We start from the raw sequence: 15,502 nt of genomic DNA on the forward strand, positions 1-15,502 counted from the left end.
CGCAAGCTCGCACTGCAACGCATATTTCGCAGGCGCGCTATCGCGTTATGCGTGGTAAAGCACTGTTGATGTCCAAATCTGTCGATCCGATATGCACGCCAGCGCCCGATGGGCCGCCTGACCTGCGCGCAAATGCGCCGGTGCCGTTGCCACTTCATCTGGCACAGGCGGTTTTTCAACCCGGTTTGCAGCTGGATGAACAGATGGACATGCTCGACGCGATGCTGCGCGGCATTGATCGCTGGCGGGCATCCCCCCTGCAACGTGACCCCAATACCAGCGTGACCTTGTGGTCCGAGGGATCGACCCAGTTGCGCGATTACGGCAACGGTCAGGGAAAGCCCCTGCTGGTGCTGCCCTCACTGATAAATCGCGCCTATATTCTGGATATCACCGCCGAACGCTCATTCCTGCGGGCATTGGCGGCGAATGGATATCGCCCGCTGCTGCTGGATTGGGGTGTGCCGGGAAATACGGAAAAGGTGCTGTCACTCGCCGATTACGCCGATACGCGCCTGCGCCCTGCATTGGCGATTACCCGCGTTTTAGGCGGTGGGCCCGTTCCAGTGATAGGCTATTGCATGGGCGGCGCGTTGGCCGTGGCCGCAGCGGCACGGCGGCCAGATGATATTCGCGCGCTTGTCACACTGGGCACGCCATGGAACTGCGCCATCTCCTCACCCGTGACGCGCATGTTACAGGACAGCGCCCGCCCGCAATTGCCCACGATGCGCGCCCTGTTTCGCAGTGCGGCGCAGACCTTTGGCGTTGTGCCCTCGGATATCATGCAGGCGCTATTTGCGATGCTGGACCCCGGCTTGGCCCGCCGGAAATTTGCGCGATTTTCGCAGATGGACAAAACCTCGCCCGAGGCAGCTCTGTTCATCGCGGTTGAGGATTGGCTGAACGATCCGGTTCCCGTCGCCCCCCGCGTGGCGGAGGAGGTTTTGGTGGACTGGCACGTTTCCAACACCCTGCATAACGGGCAATGGTCGTTGCTGGGCGGGGCCGTACAGCCTGAGCATATAACCTGCCCAACATTAAGTTTTTGCGCGACAAATGACCTGATCGCACCACCTGATAACGCCGAGGCCCTGCCCCGTGCCATTCCACATGCGCGTATCCTGCGACCGGAAACTGGGCATGTTGGAATGATAGTTGGATCAAAAGTTGCGCAATCTACGCTGGCCCCATTACATAAGTTTCTACAAGAGGTCTAAAAAGATCCATGTTTACAGGTGCAATTCGCACATACCCCTTTTACGCTGCGCCGCAATAAAAGAGAGATTGGGAGAGATACATGACTAATGTCGTCATCGCCGCTGCTGGCCGTACCGCCGTCGGCTCCTTCAACGGCTCATTTGCCAACACACCCGCCCACGATTTGGGCACGGCTGTGATCAAGGGGGTTCTGGAGCGCGCCGGCGTCGAAGCTGGTGAGGTCTCCGAAACCATTCTGGGTCAGGTCCTTACCGCCGCTCAGGGTCAGAACCCCGCCCGTCAGGCACATATTAATGCGGGCCTTCCCAAGGAAGCGTCGGCATGGGGCATCAATCAGGTTTGCGGGTCCGGCCTGCGCGCCGTCGCACTGGGTGCGCAACACGTCATTTTGGGCGATGCGGATATCGTGATCGCCGGTGGTCAGGAAAGCATGAGCCTGTCCCAGCATTCCGCTCATATGCGCGCTGGCACCAAGATGGGCGATATGAAATTCATCGACACCATGATCCGCGACGGCCTGTGGGATGCCTTTAACGGCTACCACATGGGCCAAACGGCGGAGAATGTTGCAAACCAGTGGCAGATTTCCCGCGATCAGCAGGATGAATTTGCCGTCGGTTCACAGAACAAGGCCGAAGCCGCGCAAAAGGCTGGTAAGTTCGCGGATGAAATCATCCCCTTCACGGTGAAATCCCGTCGCAGCGAAACCATTGTGGATCAGGACGAATATATCCGTCATGGCGCCACGATGGAGGCGATGCAGAAACTGCATCCTGCCTTTACCAAGGATGGCTCGGTCACTGCGGCGAACGCATCCGGCCTGAACGATGGTGCGGCAGCGACCCTGTTGATGAGCGCGGATAACGCCTCGCGTCGCGGCATTACGCCTCTGGCACGAATCGCATCCTATGCCACCGCTGGTCTGGACCCGTCGATCATGGGCGTTGGTCCGGTTTATGCCAGCCGCAAGGCACTGGAAAAGGCCGGTTGGTCCGTCGATGATCTGGATCTGGTTGAGGCAAACGAAGCCTTCGCCGCACAGGCCTGCGCCGTGAACAAGGAGCTGGGCTGGGATCCGGCAATCGTAAACGTAAACGGCGGCGCAATCGCCATCGGCCACCCGATCGGTGCGTCCGGCTGTCGCGTGCTGAACACCTTGCTGTTCGAAATGCAGCGTCGTGATGCGAAAAAGGGCCTCGCAACCCTGTGCATCGGCGGCGGCATGGGTGTTGCCATGTGCGTTGAGCGCGATTGATCAGTTGACCGGAGGGGCCGAACGGTCCCTCCTACTCCCCCCAACTAGGTATGAGAGGAAACAACATGGCAAGAGTGGCAGTAGTCACCGGCGGATCCCGCGGTATCGGCGCAGCAATCGCAAAGGCGCTACAGGCGGCCGGTTGCGAAGTGGCAGCGACTTATGGCGGCAATGATGAGGCAGCAGCAGCCTTTACCGCAGAAACCGGCATCAAGACCTATAAATGGTCAGTTGGCGATTACGAGGCCTGCACCGCCGGCATCGCGCAGATTGAGGCGGATCTGGGCCCCATCGACATTCTCGTGAACAACGCAGGCATCACCCGCGATGCCCCGTTCCACAAGATGACGCCCCAGCAATGGCATGACGTGATCGACACCAACCTGACCGGCGTTTTCAACATGACGCACAATGTTTGGGGCGGCATGCGTGAGCGGAAATTCGGCCGCATTGTCACCATTTCGTCGATCAACGGTCAAAAGGGTCAGTTCGCGCAGGCAAACTATGCCGCGTCCAAGGCGGGCGATATCGGCTTTACCAAATCGCTGGCACAGGAGGGCGCACGCGCTGGCATCACCGTCAACGTCGTCGCCCCCGGTTACATCGCCACCGACATGGTTATGGCCGTGCCTGAGAAGGTCCGCGACAGCATCATCAGCCAGATCCCCGTTGGGCGTTTGGGTGAGGCAGAGGAAATCGCGCGTTGCGTTGCCTTCCTGACCTCGGACGATGCGGGCTTCGTCACAGGCTCGACCATCACGGCGAATGGCGGCCAGTACTTCACCTGATTTGGCCTAAAGCTCCAATATCAGAACGGCCCGGAACATATGCTCCGGGCCGTTTTGCGTCCCTGATCTGCGGATTTAGCCACGATTGGCTGGTTGCGAGATGCACGAACCCAATCATTGGTCAAGGATCGACGCTCAACTCGGATTCATGCTCTTGGCGCGCCCCCAACACAGGCATATCGTCCATCCGATTCGAGGGAGATCGGAACAATGCGCATCGGCATTCTAGAAACGGGTGAAATTTCAGGCGAGCTGGCCGACAAGCATGGCTCGTACCCGCCCATGTTTCAGCGCCTACTGGATGCTGCTGATGGCGATCTGACCTATCAGGTTTACAGTGTCGTGCGCGGCGAAATGCCCGAAGGCACCAATCACGTTGACGGCTGGATCATCACCGGATCACGGCACGGCGTTTACGATGCGCTGCCATGGATGGAACCGCTCAAGCAATTCTTGCGCGATTGCCTTGCCGCCAAGGTTCCCGTGATCGGCGTGTGTTTTGGCCACCAAATTCTGGCCGAGGCGATGGGCGGCACCGTCGTCAAATCCGATCGCGGTTGGGGCGTGGGCGTGCACACCTATGACGTGGTGAAACAGCCCCGCTGGATGCAGGGCGTTGGCCCAACCTTTGCCACCCGCGCTTTGCATCAGGATCAGGTGACCGTCTTGCCGCCAGAGACGACGGTATTAGCGAGGTCGAATTTCTGCGAATATGCCGCGCTGGCCTATGGCGATGCCGAGGCCCCGCTGGCGATTTCCGTGCAGGCACACCCCGAATTCAACGCCGATTTTGTCGAGGATATCGTGCGCACCCGAATTGGCGCTGCCATCCCGCAGGATGTGGGTGAGGCTGCGCTGAGATCGCTCGACCAACCCGTTCATAATGCGGATTGGGCGCGCTGGATGATCCAATACTTGCGCGATGCATCAGCAAGGCGCCTAGCGCAGGCGTAATCACCGGCGGGGCGGTCATAACCGCCCACGCCGGATCAGGGCGTTGAGTCTAGGAAGACAGGCGGCTGATTTCCTCCTTCAACCGCAGCTTCTCCCGCTTCATTTCGGCAATTTGCAAATCATCGGAGGCGAGGCTTCGCTGTTCCGATTCGATCGTCTGGGACAGGGTGGCGTGCTTTTTCTGAAGCGCGCTGACATGCGAGGAAACGCTCATTCGTGGGGTACTCCTTCCATCCAGATTGCAGTACCCACATTGCGCCACAGAAAATCTGCGTTGTCATGTCTGGTTTTTCACGCAATTTTCCCTATATTGCGCCGAGTGTTAGGGGATTTGCGTCTCGCAAAACGGCGGTGGCCGTCGGCGTGAAATGCGCCACATCCCCCGGATGCGTATCCCCCTCATGCACGACCACAGGCGGCAGCAATCGCAGCGGGCCGCGCGCGCCCTTGATGGCATGCACAATAACGCGGTCGGCGGCACGGCCACTGCGCGATGCCAGCGGCTGGATCAAAATGCCACCTGCGCGCCCGTCCAGCGGGGCCAACATATCGGCCAGCCGGTCGGTGCGGTTAATCATGCTGAACGTACCGCGATGGCGCAGGCGACGCAGGGCGGCGTCGATCCATGTGGCCAGCGGCGTATCCTCGACATGGGCGGTACCACGACCGGCATCTGTGGGGCGGACCGCGCCCTGAGCGGCGTAAAAAGGAGGATTCGCAATAACGTGATCGAAACTGCGCGAGCGCAACTCAGCCGGACTACGGGCCAGATCACCGACAAACACCTCGGAACCTACGGGCAAATTTCGGCGGGCCAGTTCCGCATAGGGTTCTTGCAGTTCCAACCCCGCCAGCGTCAGTCCGCCAACCCGTGTGGACAGACACGCCAATGCGGTCCCTGCGCCGCAGCCTAGCTCCAGCACGCTATCGCCTTGTTTTGCGGGGCAACTTGCCGCCAACCATACCGGGTCCGTAGCGGCGCGATATCCGCGACGCGGTTGCCAAATATGCAACCGACCGCCCAGAAAGGCATCGTAGGTCAGGTCGGCGGCGGCAAAGCTCACCTCGGGCGGCTCACTTCGATGTCATTATCGGACAGGATAGCGCGGGCACGAAACGCATTCGCACGCGCCACCAACATGCGACGTGGCAGCACACCAATGGATCCTTCGAGCACACTCATATGGACGTCCATGACGAAGCTGTCTATTTCTTCACCACGTAACAACGCCTCTGCGAAGCTGAGCGTAACCGGATCGTTCGTTCGTAGTATTTCTTCCATGCGCATGGGTGTAGCCCTTGCCCCTTTCGTCGTCGAGTCCTCTGACCGGCCTGTGACAGGATAGTGAATTGACCACCCCAATCGCCCGCCTACAGACGCTGCTTGAAACACGGATGAACGCCGTAAACACCATGATTGCCACTCGGATGGAGAGCGAGAACGCCCCCCGCATCCCCGAGGTAACCGCCCATCTGATCGGCGCAGGCGGCAAACGTGTGCGCCCGCTGCTGACCTTGGCTGCGGCGGGGCTGTATGATTACGACGGTGAGCATGACGTAAAGCTGGCCGCGACGGTTGAGTTCATTCACACCGCCACCCTGCTGCATGATGATGTCGTGGATGAAAGCGATCAGCGGCGCGGGCGGCCCACGGCGAACCTGCTATGGGACAACCAATCCAGCGTTCTGGTCGGGGATTACCTGTTCGCCCGCTCGTTCCAGTTGATGGTTGAGGCAGGCAGCCTGCGCGTGCTGGATATCCTCGCCAATGCGTCCGCCGTCATCGCGGAGGGGGAGGTGCTGCAACTTTCCGTCTCACGCAATCTCGGCACGCCTGAGGAAACCTATATCCGCGTCATTCGTGGCAAAACCGCCGCCCTGTTCGCCGCCGCAACCGAAGTTGGCGCGCTGGTCGCCGGTGCGTCCGAGGATGACATCACCGCCCTGCGCGATTACGGCGATGCGCTGGGGATTGCGTTCCAGATTGCGGATGACCTGCTGGACCTGACCGGCGAGGAGATCGGCAAGAATACCGGCGACGACCTGCGAGAGGGCAAACTGACCATGCCCGTCATCCGCGCCATTGCCGTCGCCGATGCCGAGGAGCGCGTGTTCTGGGAGCGCCTGATCGCCCGTGGCCGTTATCAGGAGGGTGATCTGGAGATAGCGCTGGCGATCTTCAACCGCCGCGGCATTCTGGACAGCGTGCGCAAAACCGCGTTCGACTATGTGGCACAGGCGCAGGCCTGCCTGAAGGATTTGCCCGACAACGCAATTCGGGCCGAGATGCACGACCTAGCCGAATTCGTCGTCGCACGCCTGCGTTAATCGCGGCGCAGCGGGGCCGCAGCGACCCACCAGTCGGGGTGCCCCGCGCGCAATCGATCGGCGGCGCGCCGTGCTGCGGCCTCATTTGGATACAGTCCAAAGCAGGTCGCGCCGGAACCGGACATCCGCGCCAGCGCAGCATCGCGGCCCAGTTCGGTCAGAGCATCGCGGATTACCGGCGCGACCTGACAGGCCGGTTCCTGCAAGTCATTGCGCTGCTGACCTAGCCAAGTCGTAAACCCATCGAAATCCGCAAAGCTATCAGGCAATTCCATCGGCGGGTTATCTGCCGTTTCGAGCGCCCGAAACACAGCTGGCGTTGAAACACCCACACCGGGATTGACCAAAACCACCCAACAGGGCGGCAAATCAGGCACCGCCTCCAGCACCTCTCCAATGCCGCGCATCCGTGCCGTGCGTGAGGCAAGGCAGACCGGAACATCCGCTCCCAAAACCTGCAAACTGCGCGCATCGGGCAAGGTATCGACCATGGCCCGCACGGTCGCAGCAGCATCCGCAGAACCGCCCCCGATGCCTGAGGACACCGGCAAAACCTTGGTCAACCGGATCGCGCCCACCGCGCCAACATGCGCCGCCGCGCGCAGCACCAGATTATCCGGCGCAACGCTAAGCCCCTGCGCAAAGGGGCCGTCAATTGTCAGCGATACCTCCGCCGCTGGCGTTACCTCGATAACGTCGCCAACCTCAGCGAACACAACCAAGCTATCCAGCAGATGCAGCCCGTCAGGCCGACGGCCCGTGACGTGCAATGTCAGGTTAATCTTGGCCCGCGCGAGGTGCCGATTGCTATGGGTCACTGCGCGGTCGCGGCTTCTTCGCTCAACACAGCATCCAGCCCGACCTCGATCTTGCGGCGGATGCGGTCTTTCTCCTCGGGCGAGGGATCAAAGGAGAGAGCGCGCTTCCACTGAAACTCCGCCTCGCGCTCGCGGCCCACGGCCCAATATACATCGCCCAAATGGTCGTTAATCAACGGATCAACGGGGGAAAGTTCAACCGCGCGCTCCATCGGCTCAACCGCCTCATCGAACCGCTCCATCCGGTACAGCACCCAGCCTAGCGAATCCGCGATATAGCCGTCATAGGGGCGGCGTTCGACCGCGCGGCGGATCATGTCCAGAGCCTCGTCCAGATTACGGCGTTCCTCGACCAGCGAATATCCCAGATAATTCAGCACCAGCGCATTTTCCGGCTGCAACTGAAGCGCGTAGCGGAAATCAGCCTCGGCACGGGTCCAGTCGCCGCCATCGTGATAGGCAACACCGCGTTGGTAATAGATCAACCAATGCTGCGTCGTCGGCTCACCCAACAGCGCAATCGCTGCATCAAAGGCCGCAACGGCGTTTTCCGGTTGTTCGGCACGGCGCAGGGCATCGCCGTATAAATATTGCAAACGCATCGTGTCCGGATGATCGGCAGCCAATTCAGCCAGTACAGTAATTGCATCGTCATCACGGCCATCATCGCCTAGGGCCTGCGCCCGGCCCAGCTCTGCCTCGATGAATTGTGGGGACTGATCCGAAACCGCATCAAAGGCCTGTGTCGCCAGCGCGAATTGCCCCTGATTGTTCAGGATTTCAGCGACCAGCAACTGTGCCTCGGCCAAATCGGGCTGAACATGCGCGGCCAAACGCCCATAGACCAACGCGACATCTGCGCCCTCCTCACCCAGAACAGAGGCAAGGTCAAAGAACACCTCGGCCAGACCATCACCACCGGATTTGACCAGATTAAACGTCACCTCATCCCCGTTGGCGATACGGTCGCGCAGCGCCTCGAAAGTTTGATCGCCAAATCCGGTGGCCAGCACGCTATCGGCCAGTTCCAGCGCGGCATCATCCTGACCACTGGCGGCCAGCAATTGCACCCGCGCCAGCGTGGATCGACGGTTCAGCCGAACGGGGCCGACATCGCTTTGCTCCAACCGCTGCGAGGCCTCAGCAACCTGACCATCCATCGCAAGGGCAAGCGCGGCGTGAAAGGCGCCGAAAACCTCGTAGGTTTCATTGCCCGACAGGGCGTCGAAAATATCCAGTGCTGCCGTGCGGTCGCCCAGTTCCAGCATCAACCACCCGCGGATCAGTTCAGCCAGCAGCGGCGTCATGCCCTGCTCACCCTGATCCAACCGCGCCAAGGCCCGCGCAGGATCGCCGCGCTGCACATCATTTGTCATCGCAACCAAGGCGGCGAACTGGTTTTCCGCATCCAGCGCCAGCAACCGATCCGCGATACTGGCTGCAACGGCGACATCCCCACGTGAAACCTGTGCCTGCATCGCCCGCTGCAACAGCCCGGGATTTTCAGCGTCGTAGCCAAGTGCGCGCGTGTAATACATCGCAGCCTGTTCGTGGTCATCATGCAGTTCTGCCTGCGTCGCCGCAAGGTATGAGCCTGATAAACTGCGTGCCTGCACACTCGACATGCCACAGGTTGCCAAAACAGAGGCCAAGATGATTGCACTACGGAACGACATATTGGACCCTCGTAAAACTGATTATCGACACCCTATGCACGTCGTTCGGGGAGGGCAACGCAACTTCCCGCTATCACTGCCAAATCCACGAAAGACCGCACCATGACGACGACATTGATTGTACTTGCCCGTCCGGGTCAGGGGTCGTTCAACGCATCATGGGCACAGGCCAGTGCGGATGCATCCATCGCATTGGGTCACACGGTGCTATGGTCCGATCTGGACGCAATGGGGTTTGATCCGGTGGAGCGGCCCGAACATTACGCCCTGCCCCGCACCGGTTTCGATCCACTAATGGCACAGGAAAACGCCGCTGCCAGCGACGATTTTCCGCCCGACGTTCAGGCCGAAATCACCAAGGTGCGCGCGGCGGATCTCATCATCCTACACTTCCCCATCTGGTGGTTTGCCCCGCCAGCGATCCTAAAGGGATGGACAGAGCGGGTTCTGGCCCATGGTGCCCTGCACGACACATCCCAACGGTTAGACACTGGCCGCGCCCGCGATAAATCCGTGGCGTTTTGCGTCAGCACCGGGTCCCGCGCCGAGGAAAGCGGGCCGGATGGCAAGGAGGGCGACGTGCGGATGCTGCTATGGCCGCTGGCCTATACGATGCGATATCTGGGGATGGACGTTATGCGCCCGCAGGTGGTGCACGGCGTTCACGGCTATAATCGCGGGGATCGCTTGGTGCAGTTGCAACAGCGACTGGGCCAGACGCTTGCAGGGCAACAGGCGCTGATTGCGGGGTTCGACGCCCTGCCACGGCTCAGCTTTAATCGCGATGACGAATTTGATGCGGATGGGCGACTGCGCGCTGATGCGCCGCAGCACAGCGCCTTTATTACGCCCGCTGGGCGCGCGCCGTAACGCGCGCCCGACCAAGGTCACATGTTGGGATAGTTTGGCCCGTCACCGCCCTGCGGCACGGTCCAGACAATGTTTTGCAGCGGATCCTTGATATCACAGGTCTTGCAGTGAACGCAGTTCTGACCGTTGATCTGGAACCGCTTATCGCCTTCATCCCCGACAAATTCGTACACGCCCGCAGGGCAGTAACGCTGTGACGGGCCTGCATATTTCGGCAGGTTCACATGGGTCGGCAGGTCCGCATCCTTTAGCGTCAGATGCGTCGGCTGGTCCTCACCATGGTTGGTGGCAGAGAACGAAACATTGGTCAGCCGGTCAAAGCTAAGCCTACCATCGGGGCGAGGATATTCGATCGGCGAATGACGGCGCGCGGATTCGGTGCTGTCCGCATCGGATTTGCCATGTTTGAACGTGCCTAGCAGCGGCTTGCCAAACAGCGAGGCCCACCACATGTCCAAACCGCCCAGCACCAGCGAAGCTGTCAGGCCATAGCGCGACCATAGCGGCTTTACGTTGCGCACCTTTTGCAGATCCTGACCGATGGGGCCGGTTTTGACCTCTTCGGTATAGCCGGTCAGTTCATCCGACTGACGACCGGCGGCGATTGCGGCATGGGCTGCCTCGGCTGCGGCCTTGCCCGACAACATCGCGTTGTGGTTGCCCTTGATCCGCGGCACGTTGACCAGACCGGCGGAACAGCCCAGCAGCGCGCCGCCGGGGAATGTCATTTTGGGGATCGACTGGAAGCCCCCCTCGGTAATGGCGCGCGCGCCGTAAGCCACACGTTTTCCACCCTCGAAAATCGGGGCGATATCAACGTGATGCTTGAACCGCTGGAATTCCTGATAGGGCGACAGATAGGGATTCTTGTAGTTCAGGTGCGTCACGAACCCGACAAAGACCTGATTGTTTTCAGCATGGTACAGGAACGATCCGCCGCCGGCATTGCCGCCCAGTGGCCAGCCCATTGTGTGCGTGACCTGACCCAGCTTGTGATGCTCGGGCTTGATGTCCCAAACTTCCTTGATGCCCAGACCGTATTTCTGCACGTCCGAACCAGCATCCAGACCGTAGCGGGCAATCGCCTGCTTGCTCAACGATCCGCGCACACCCTCAGCGAGGAAGACATATTTGCCGTGCAGCTCCATGCCTGGTTCGTAGGACGACCCCTTGGTGCCGTCTTTTTCAATGCCAAATTCGCCTGCGACAACGCCCTTGATCTCTCCCTTATCGCCGTAAACCAGCTCGGAGCAGGCCATGCCGGGGAAAATCTCGACGCCCAATGCCTCAGCCTGTTCGGCCATCCAGCGGCAAACATTGCCCATGGAAACGATGTAGTTGCCGTGATTGTTCAGCAGCGGCGGCATGGGCAGGTTCGGAATACGAACGGAGCCCTGCGGCGCCAGAACGAGGAACTTATCCTCCGTCACCTCGGTCGTGATCGGGGCGCCGCGTTCGCGCCAATCAGGGATCAGCGCATCTAGGCCGGACGGGTCCAAAACCGCGCCGGACAGGATATGCGCGCCAACCTCGGAGCCCTTTTCCAGAACAACAACTTCCAGATCCGCGTCGAGCTGCTTGAGCCGGATTGCTGCTGATAGGCCAGCCGGTCCTGCACCAACGATGACAACATCGTATTCCATCGCTTCGCGTTCGACTTCAGCCATATTTCGACCCTCTTTGCTCATCCGGGTAATTTCATTTCGTGACAGCTATGAGTTTCAGCAACACAGTGTCAATCATTCGAAGGCTCCTTAGCCCTGCTTTGCTACGTCCCAAGCCCTTGTCTGACGGAACGTTTCATTCCAAAACCTAGCGCGATCCACAGCGAGACCACCAATAAAATCGAGGCATATCCGTCCACCGCGTAATGCCACCCGTACACAACGCTGCTCCATTGCGTCAGCGCGCAGTAGCCGATGCCAACAATCGCAAAAATCCGACCGAGTGAGACGAAATACACCATTGTCAGCGCGGCAATACCGACATGTACCGACGGAAAGGCCGAAATCGCCAAGCCTAGCTGGCCCTGACGTTCCACCATATTGCGCCACAGGGCATCCTGTAATTCCCGCACGGCATGAGCGGCGGGCATCAGCCCCTCACGCGCGCTAAGGTAATCAGCATATCGCGGCGCGCCCAGCAGGCCCTCATAGTAAACCGGCCCGACCGAAGCGAAAACCATGGCCAACACATTGCCGATACCGATCCAGACGAATGTGTAACAGATCAGCACGCGGTTGCGCCGCACTGGGTCGGGATCAAACACCATAGCCAGCACCGGCAGGCCCATGGACACGACCGCCCAGCCAAAATTATATCCGATAAAGGCGAGTTTCGCCGGGATCACATCAACCAACGGCCAATATAGAACCCACGCATCGCGCCCGCCATGCAGCGCCATATCCAGCCGCGCCAGCATAGGATCAGCCCAGAACCCGAATGGCAGTGAGATCATTCCCTTCACCACAGCAAAGGCTGGTATCAGATACAGGTAAATTCCCGCGCCGACCAAAATCGCAGCCAATAACCGCCCGGCGACACCGCTGACCTGCCCCCGCCAGATACCGTAAAACGTGACAAACAGGCTAAGCCCCAGCAAAAGCAGCACCAGCGCACCATCACGCCCGCCCCGCAGTGCCATTTGCACCACGCCATGCGGTTCGCCCAGCAACGCAGTGACTGCCACAGTGCAGGCCAGATATAGCGCAAAGGCCAGATTGAACAGGATCGGGCCAGACAGGGCCCCGCCGCGCAATGTCATTCGCATTTTTCAGCCCCTTGGAACCGCCTGTTAAGCGTCGCGTTCCCTTGCAACTCACCCGCTGCGAACCTATCGTCAAGTCATAGGCCGTGCCAATCGAGCGCGGCCCTTTTTTATTTACCGCACGGGACCATAGGCCCCATGTGAATGACGGAGACGGATGATGGAAAAGGTCCCCCTGACAGAGCGGGGTTTTGTGAAGTTGGATGCAGAACTCAAGAACCTCAAACTTGTGGAGCGTCCCGCCGTCATCAAAGCCATCGCCGAGGCACGTGAGCATGGTGATCTGTCCGAGAACGCCGAATATCACGCCGCCCGCGAAAAGCAGTCCTTTATCGAGGGCCGCGTAAAGGAGCTGGAAAGCGTCATCTCCCGCGCCGAGGTTATCAAGGTCTCGAAACTATCGGGCGCGATCAAATTCGGCGCCACCATCAAGATTGTTGATGAGGATACGGACGAGGAAAAGGTCTATCAGATCGTGGGCGAACAGGAGGCTGATATCGAAAACGGCCTGCTAAACGTCCGCTCGCCCATCGCCCGCGCCCTGATCGGCAAGGAAGAAGGCGACAGCGTCGAGGTCAGAACCCCCGGCGGAACGCGCAGTTACGAAGTGTTGAGTATCGAGTATAAATAGCGGAGAGCACCGGGTGCAAAGCGTCTGGAAGGGTTGGATAATAGCAGGTGTAGCAGCGTTCGCATGGTGCGCGCTGGTCGCTGCATGGTGGGCATCGACAACGGCAGAACAGGGCGCAGGCCTGTTCGCGCTGCTGGCGGCGATTGTGCCCACTGGACTGATCGCAGTGCTGGCAGTCGTCTTCAAACGGCTGGCCGCCACACGCAGCCAACTGGACGACATCGCGCAGCGGATCAACGCACAGCCCACTGGCACGACTGCGGCGCTGACCCGCCCTGAAATCGACGTTATGTTTCAAAAACTGTCCGCCCGACAGCAGGTCAGCGATCGCGCTCTGCTGGCCCTGCTAGAGGGTCGCGCCGCGGATCGAACGGTCTTGGCCGAGGTTGCGGAAAACACCGCGCGTGCAGCCACCGTGCGCCCCCGCGCCGTTCCCCGTGTAACACCCATTGCAAAGCGAGAGGCCGGCCAGCCCTCGCTGCCATTGAACGAACCTGACACTGCCGTTGAGAGCGACCCGCCCCCATGGGCCGATCTGGTGCGGGCGCTGAACTTCCCGCTGGATCAGGACGATGCCGCCGGTTTCCGCGCCATGCACCGCGCCATGCGCGACCGTCAGGTTGCACAGGTTTTGCGTGCGGCCGAGGATGTTCTGAATCTGATGTCGCAGGACGGCATCTATATGGATGATCTAAAGCCTGTCGCCTCGGACCCGTCCCTGTGGCGCCAATTCGCCGAGGGAACCCGCGGTGCAGAAATGTCCGGACTGGCCGCAATCAACGACCAAACCGCGCTGTCTCTGACACGCGGGCGAATGCGGTCCGATGATGTGATGCGCGACGCGGTTCTGCACTTTATCCGGCACTTCGACATTCTGCTCAAATCGATCTGCGCGCGGGTGGATGATGATGACGAGGTTGCCCGCTTGGCCGATACCCGCACGGGCCGCGCCTTTATGTTGCTGGCAACTGTGGCAGGTGCGCTGGACTAATCTAGCGCACCGTTTGCCCGCCGTTCCATATGCGACCCAGCCAGATTGCAAAGATCAATCCTATCGCCGACATCACAGCCGATACGCCATAGGTCAACCCGCCCGCCATCGGATAGATCACGGCGGCACCGGCCATGGCCAGCGCGACCAATATCCCGCCGATAGCCGATGAAAACATCCCCTGCGCCGATGCGGCCAATCGCTCCGGCACCGCAGCCGCGATAAAGGCGATGCCCCCCAAATGGCCGGCGGCAAATGTCAGCGAATGGAATCCCTGTAGCACCCACAGCATCGCCCCCGACGGGTCGGTCATCATAATGGCCCACCGCACGATACCGGCGGCGGCACTGACCGTAATCGCACCAACGGCCCCGAACCGACGGATCAGCCATGTTCCGAACAGCAGCATCAGCAGGGTTTCGACCCCCACGGCAAAGGCCCATAACTGCCCGATCACGCCCTCATCCACGCCCAGAGCGCGCCAATGCAGCGATCCATAGGCGTACAGAACGGCATGGCTGGATTGCGCAAACCCAATCGCGCCAATGAACACCAGAAACCGTTTTTCACTGAGCAACTGCATCAGATCGGCAAAGCGGGGTGGCACGGATTGGCGAACCTTGCCACCACCCGGATGGGTTGCGCCGAACCAGATGGTCAGGGCCAGACTGACCACGATCCACCATTGCGCCACCACGATGCCATATTTGCCGATCAGCCACCCGACGCCCAGACTGGCCAGCAGAAAGGCCAGCGACCCCATCGACCGCGCAGGCGCATAGCTAAACCCAGCAGTCCGTGCCGCCGCCCCGCCCAACGCATCCGCAATCGGGATCATTCCGGCAAAAACCACACCCGTGCTCAGCGTAGCCAGCATCAACAATGTCCGGTCATCCAGCAGGCCATGCACGGCAAAAGCTATGGCCCCAAAGCCCGCAACACCGGCCAGCACCAGCCGCCTGTTATCAATCCGGTCGGCAAGCGCAGGAACCGCCAGCCCCGCAATCACGCGGATCACCATGCCGGCGGCGGTAAAGCTGCCGATCTCGGCCTCGCTCAACCCCCAGTCAGACAGCCATAGCGGCCAAAACGGCAGATGCGCCCCCAGCGCGCAAAAGATCGCAGCATAGGTTAGCGCCGTGCGGATACCCGCAGGCTGAAGAACTGGATTTCGCGGCATCGGAAGGCTCCTTCCTGCATCCC

General features: G+C 60.3%; 16 protein-coding genes. 8 read left to right on the forward strand and 8 right to left on the reverse strand.

All coding sequences use genetic code 11. The features are described 5' to 3' along the window. The first annotated feature begins 68 nt into the window (after nucleotides 1-68). The 4 genes from CR254_RS09500 to CR254_RS09515 all read left to right on the forward strand — a co-directional run bounded on the left by CR254_RS09500 (nucleotide 69) and on the right by CR254_RS09515 (nucleotide 4,218). The gene (locus CR254_RS09500; protein WP_180955957.1) at nucleotides 69-1,220 is read left to right on the forward strand and encodes an alpha/beta fold hydrolase; all 1,152 of its coding nucleotides are present in this window, start codon (nucleotides 69-71) and stop codon (nucleotides 1,218-1,220) included. Between the two features lie 80 nt (nucleotides 1,221-1,300). Next, nucleotides 1,301-2,476 (forward strand): acetyl-CoA C-acetyltransferase, encoded by a 1,176-nt coding sequence (locus CR254_RS09505; protein WP_097929629.1) that lies wholly within the window; start codon nucleotides 1,301-1,303, stop codon nucleotides 2,474-2,476. A gap of 65 nt (nucleotides 2,477-2,541) precedes the next feature. Then, on the forward strand, nucleotides 2,542-3,264 hold the full coding sequence (phbB, locus tag CR254_RS09510; protein WP_097929630.1) for an acetoacetyl-CoA reductase: 723 nt from the start codon (nucleotides 2,542-2,544) through the stop codon (nucleotides 3,262-3,264). A 210-nt stretch (nucleotides 3,265-3,474) separates the two neighbouring features. Continuing rightward, a complete protein-coding gene (locus tag CR254_RS09515) occupies nucleotides 3,475-4,218 on the forward strand; it encodes a type 1 glutamine amidotransferase (protein ID WP_097929631.1) in 744 nt (247 codons plus the stop codon). Nucleotides 4,219-4,267: 49 nt separating this feature from the next. Here the strand turns inward: CR254_RS09515 and CR254_RS09520 are convergent, their stop codons facing one another. The 3 genes from CR254_RS09520 to CR254_RS09530 form a co-directional block, all read right to left on the reverse strand. Beyond that, nucleotides 4,268-4,432 (reverse strand): YdcH family protein, encoded by a 165-nt coding sequence (locus CR254_RS09520; RefSeq protein WP_097929632.1) that lies wholly within the window; start codon nucleotides 4,430-4,432, stop codon nucleotides 4,268-4,270. 91 nt (nucleotides 4,433-4,523) lie between these two features. After that, nucleotides 4,524-5,282: a tRNA1(Val) (adenine(37)-N6)-methyltransferase gene (locus CR254_RS09525; RefSeq protein ID WP_245851546.1), complete on the reverse strand. Its 759-nt coding sequence runs from the start codon at nucleotides 5,280-5,282 to the stop codon at nucleotides 4,524-4,526. Further along, nucleotides 5,279-5,500: a putative signal transducing protein gene (locus CR254_RS09530; RefSeq protein ID WP_097929846.1), complete on the reverse strand. Its 222-nt coding sequence runs from the start codon at nucleotides 5,498-5,500 to the stop codon at nucleotides 5,279-5,281. The genes CR254_RS09525 and CR254_RS09530 overlap by 4 nt, the downstream gene beginning before the upstream one ends. 113 nt (nucleotides 5,501-5,613) lie before the next feature. Between CR254_RS09530 and CR254_RS09535 the strand changes: the two genes are divergently transcribed. Beyond that, complete coding sequence (locus tag CR254_RS09535; RefSeq protein ID WP_097929848.1) at nucleotides 5,614-6,546, forward strand: polyprenyl synthetase family protein; 933 nt, start codon at nucleotides 5,614-5,616, stop codon at nucleotides 6,544-6,546. Here the strand turns inward: CR254_RS09535 and CR254_RS09540 are convergent. Both CR254_RS09540 and CR254_RS09545 read right to left on the reverse strand, forming a co-directional pair. Further along, a complete protein-coding gene (locus tag CR254_RS09540; protein ID WP_097929633.1) occupies nucleotides 6,543-7,364 on the reverse strand; it encodes a 4-(cytidine 5'-diphospho)-2-C-methyl-D-erythritol kinase in 822 nt (273 codons plus the stop codon). The two genes, CR254_RS09535 and CR254_RS09540, sit on opposite strands and share 4 nt — an antisense overlap. Continuing rightward, nucleotides 7,361-9,040 (reverse strand): tetratricopeptide repeat protein, encoded by a 1,680-nt coding sequence (locus CR254_RS09545; protein WP_097929634.1) that lies wholly within the window; start codon nucleotides 9,038-9,040, stop codon nucleotides 7,361-7,363. Before CR254_RS09545 ends, CR254_RS09540 begins: the two co-directional genes overlap by 4 nt. Before the next feature lie 102 nt (nucleotides 9,041-9,142). On the opposite strand from CR254_RS09545, the gene CR254_RS09550 reads away from it, so the two are divergent. After that, entirely contained in the window at nucleotides 9,143-9,910 is a 768-nt protein-coding gene (locus CR254_RS09550) for an NAD(P)H-dependent oxidoreductase (protein WP_097929635.1), read from the forward strand. 17 nt (nucleotides 9,911-9,927) lie between these two features. On the opposite strand, the gene CR254_RS09555 is transcribed toward CR254_RS09550, so the two are convergent. Continuing rightward, nucleotides 9,928-11,577 (reverse strand): electron transfer flavoprotein-ubiquinone oxidoreductase, encoded by a 1,650-nt coding sequence (locus tag CR254_RS09555; protein WP_097929849.1) that lies wholly within the window; start codon nucleotides 11,575-11,577, stop codon nucleotides 9,928-9,930. A gap of 101 nt (nucleotides 11,578-11,678) precedes the next feature. Further along, on the reverse strand, nucleotides 11,679-12,680 hold the full coding sequence (locus CR254_RS09560; RefSeq protein ID WP_097929636.1) for a phosphatase PAP2 family protein: 1,002 nt from the start codon (nucleotides 12,678-12,680) through the stop codon (nucleotides 11,679-11,681). Between the two features lie 157 nt (nucleotides 12,681-12,837). On the opposite strand from CR254_RS09560, the gene greA reads away from it, so the two are divergent. Together greA and CR254_RS09570 are read left to right on the forward strand one after the other, a co-directional pair. After that, the gene (gene greA / locus CR254_RS09565) at nucleotides 12,838-13,308 is read left to right on the forward strand and encodes a transcription elongation factor GreA (protein WP_097929637.1); all 471 of its coding nucleotides are present in this window, start codon (nucleotides 12,838-12,840) and stop codon (nucleotides 13,306-13,308) included. 13 nt (nucleotides 13,309-13,321) lie between these two features. Then, on the forward strand, nucleotides 13,322-14,299 hold the full coding sequence (locus CR254_RS09570; protein WP_097929638.1) for a hypothetical protein: 978 nt from the start codon (nucleotides 13,322-13,324) through the stop codon (nucleotides 14,297-14,299). Between the two features lies 1 nt (nucleotide 14,300). Here CR254_RS09570 and CR254_RS09575 read toward each other — a convergent pair whose 3' ends face one another. Beyond that, nucleotides 14,301-15,479 carry an MFS transporter gene (locus CR254_RS09575; protein WP_097929639.1) on the reverse strand — a complete coding sequence of 393 codons (1,179 nt, stop codon included), beginning with the start codon at nucleotides 15,477-15,479 and terminating at the stop codon, nucleotides 14,301-14,303. Nucleotides 15,480-15,502: the final 23 nt, after the last annotated feature.

This window comes from Pontivivens marinum, assembly GCF_900231835.1.
Classification (GTDB): Bacteria; Pseudomonadota; Alphaproteobacteria; order Rhodobacterales; family Rhodobacteraceae; genus Pontivivens; species Pontivivens marinum.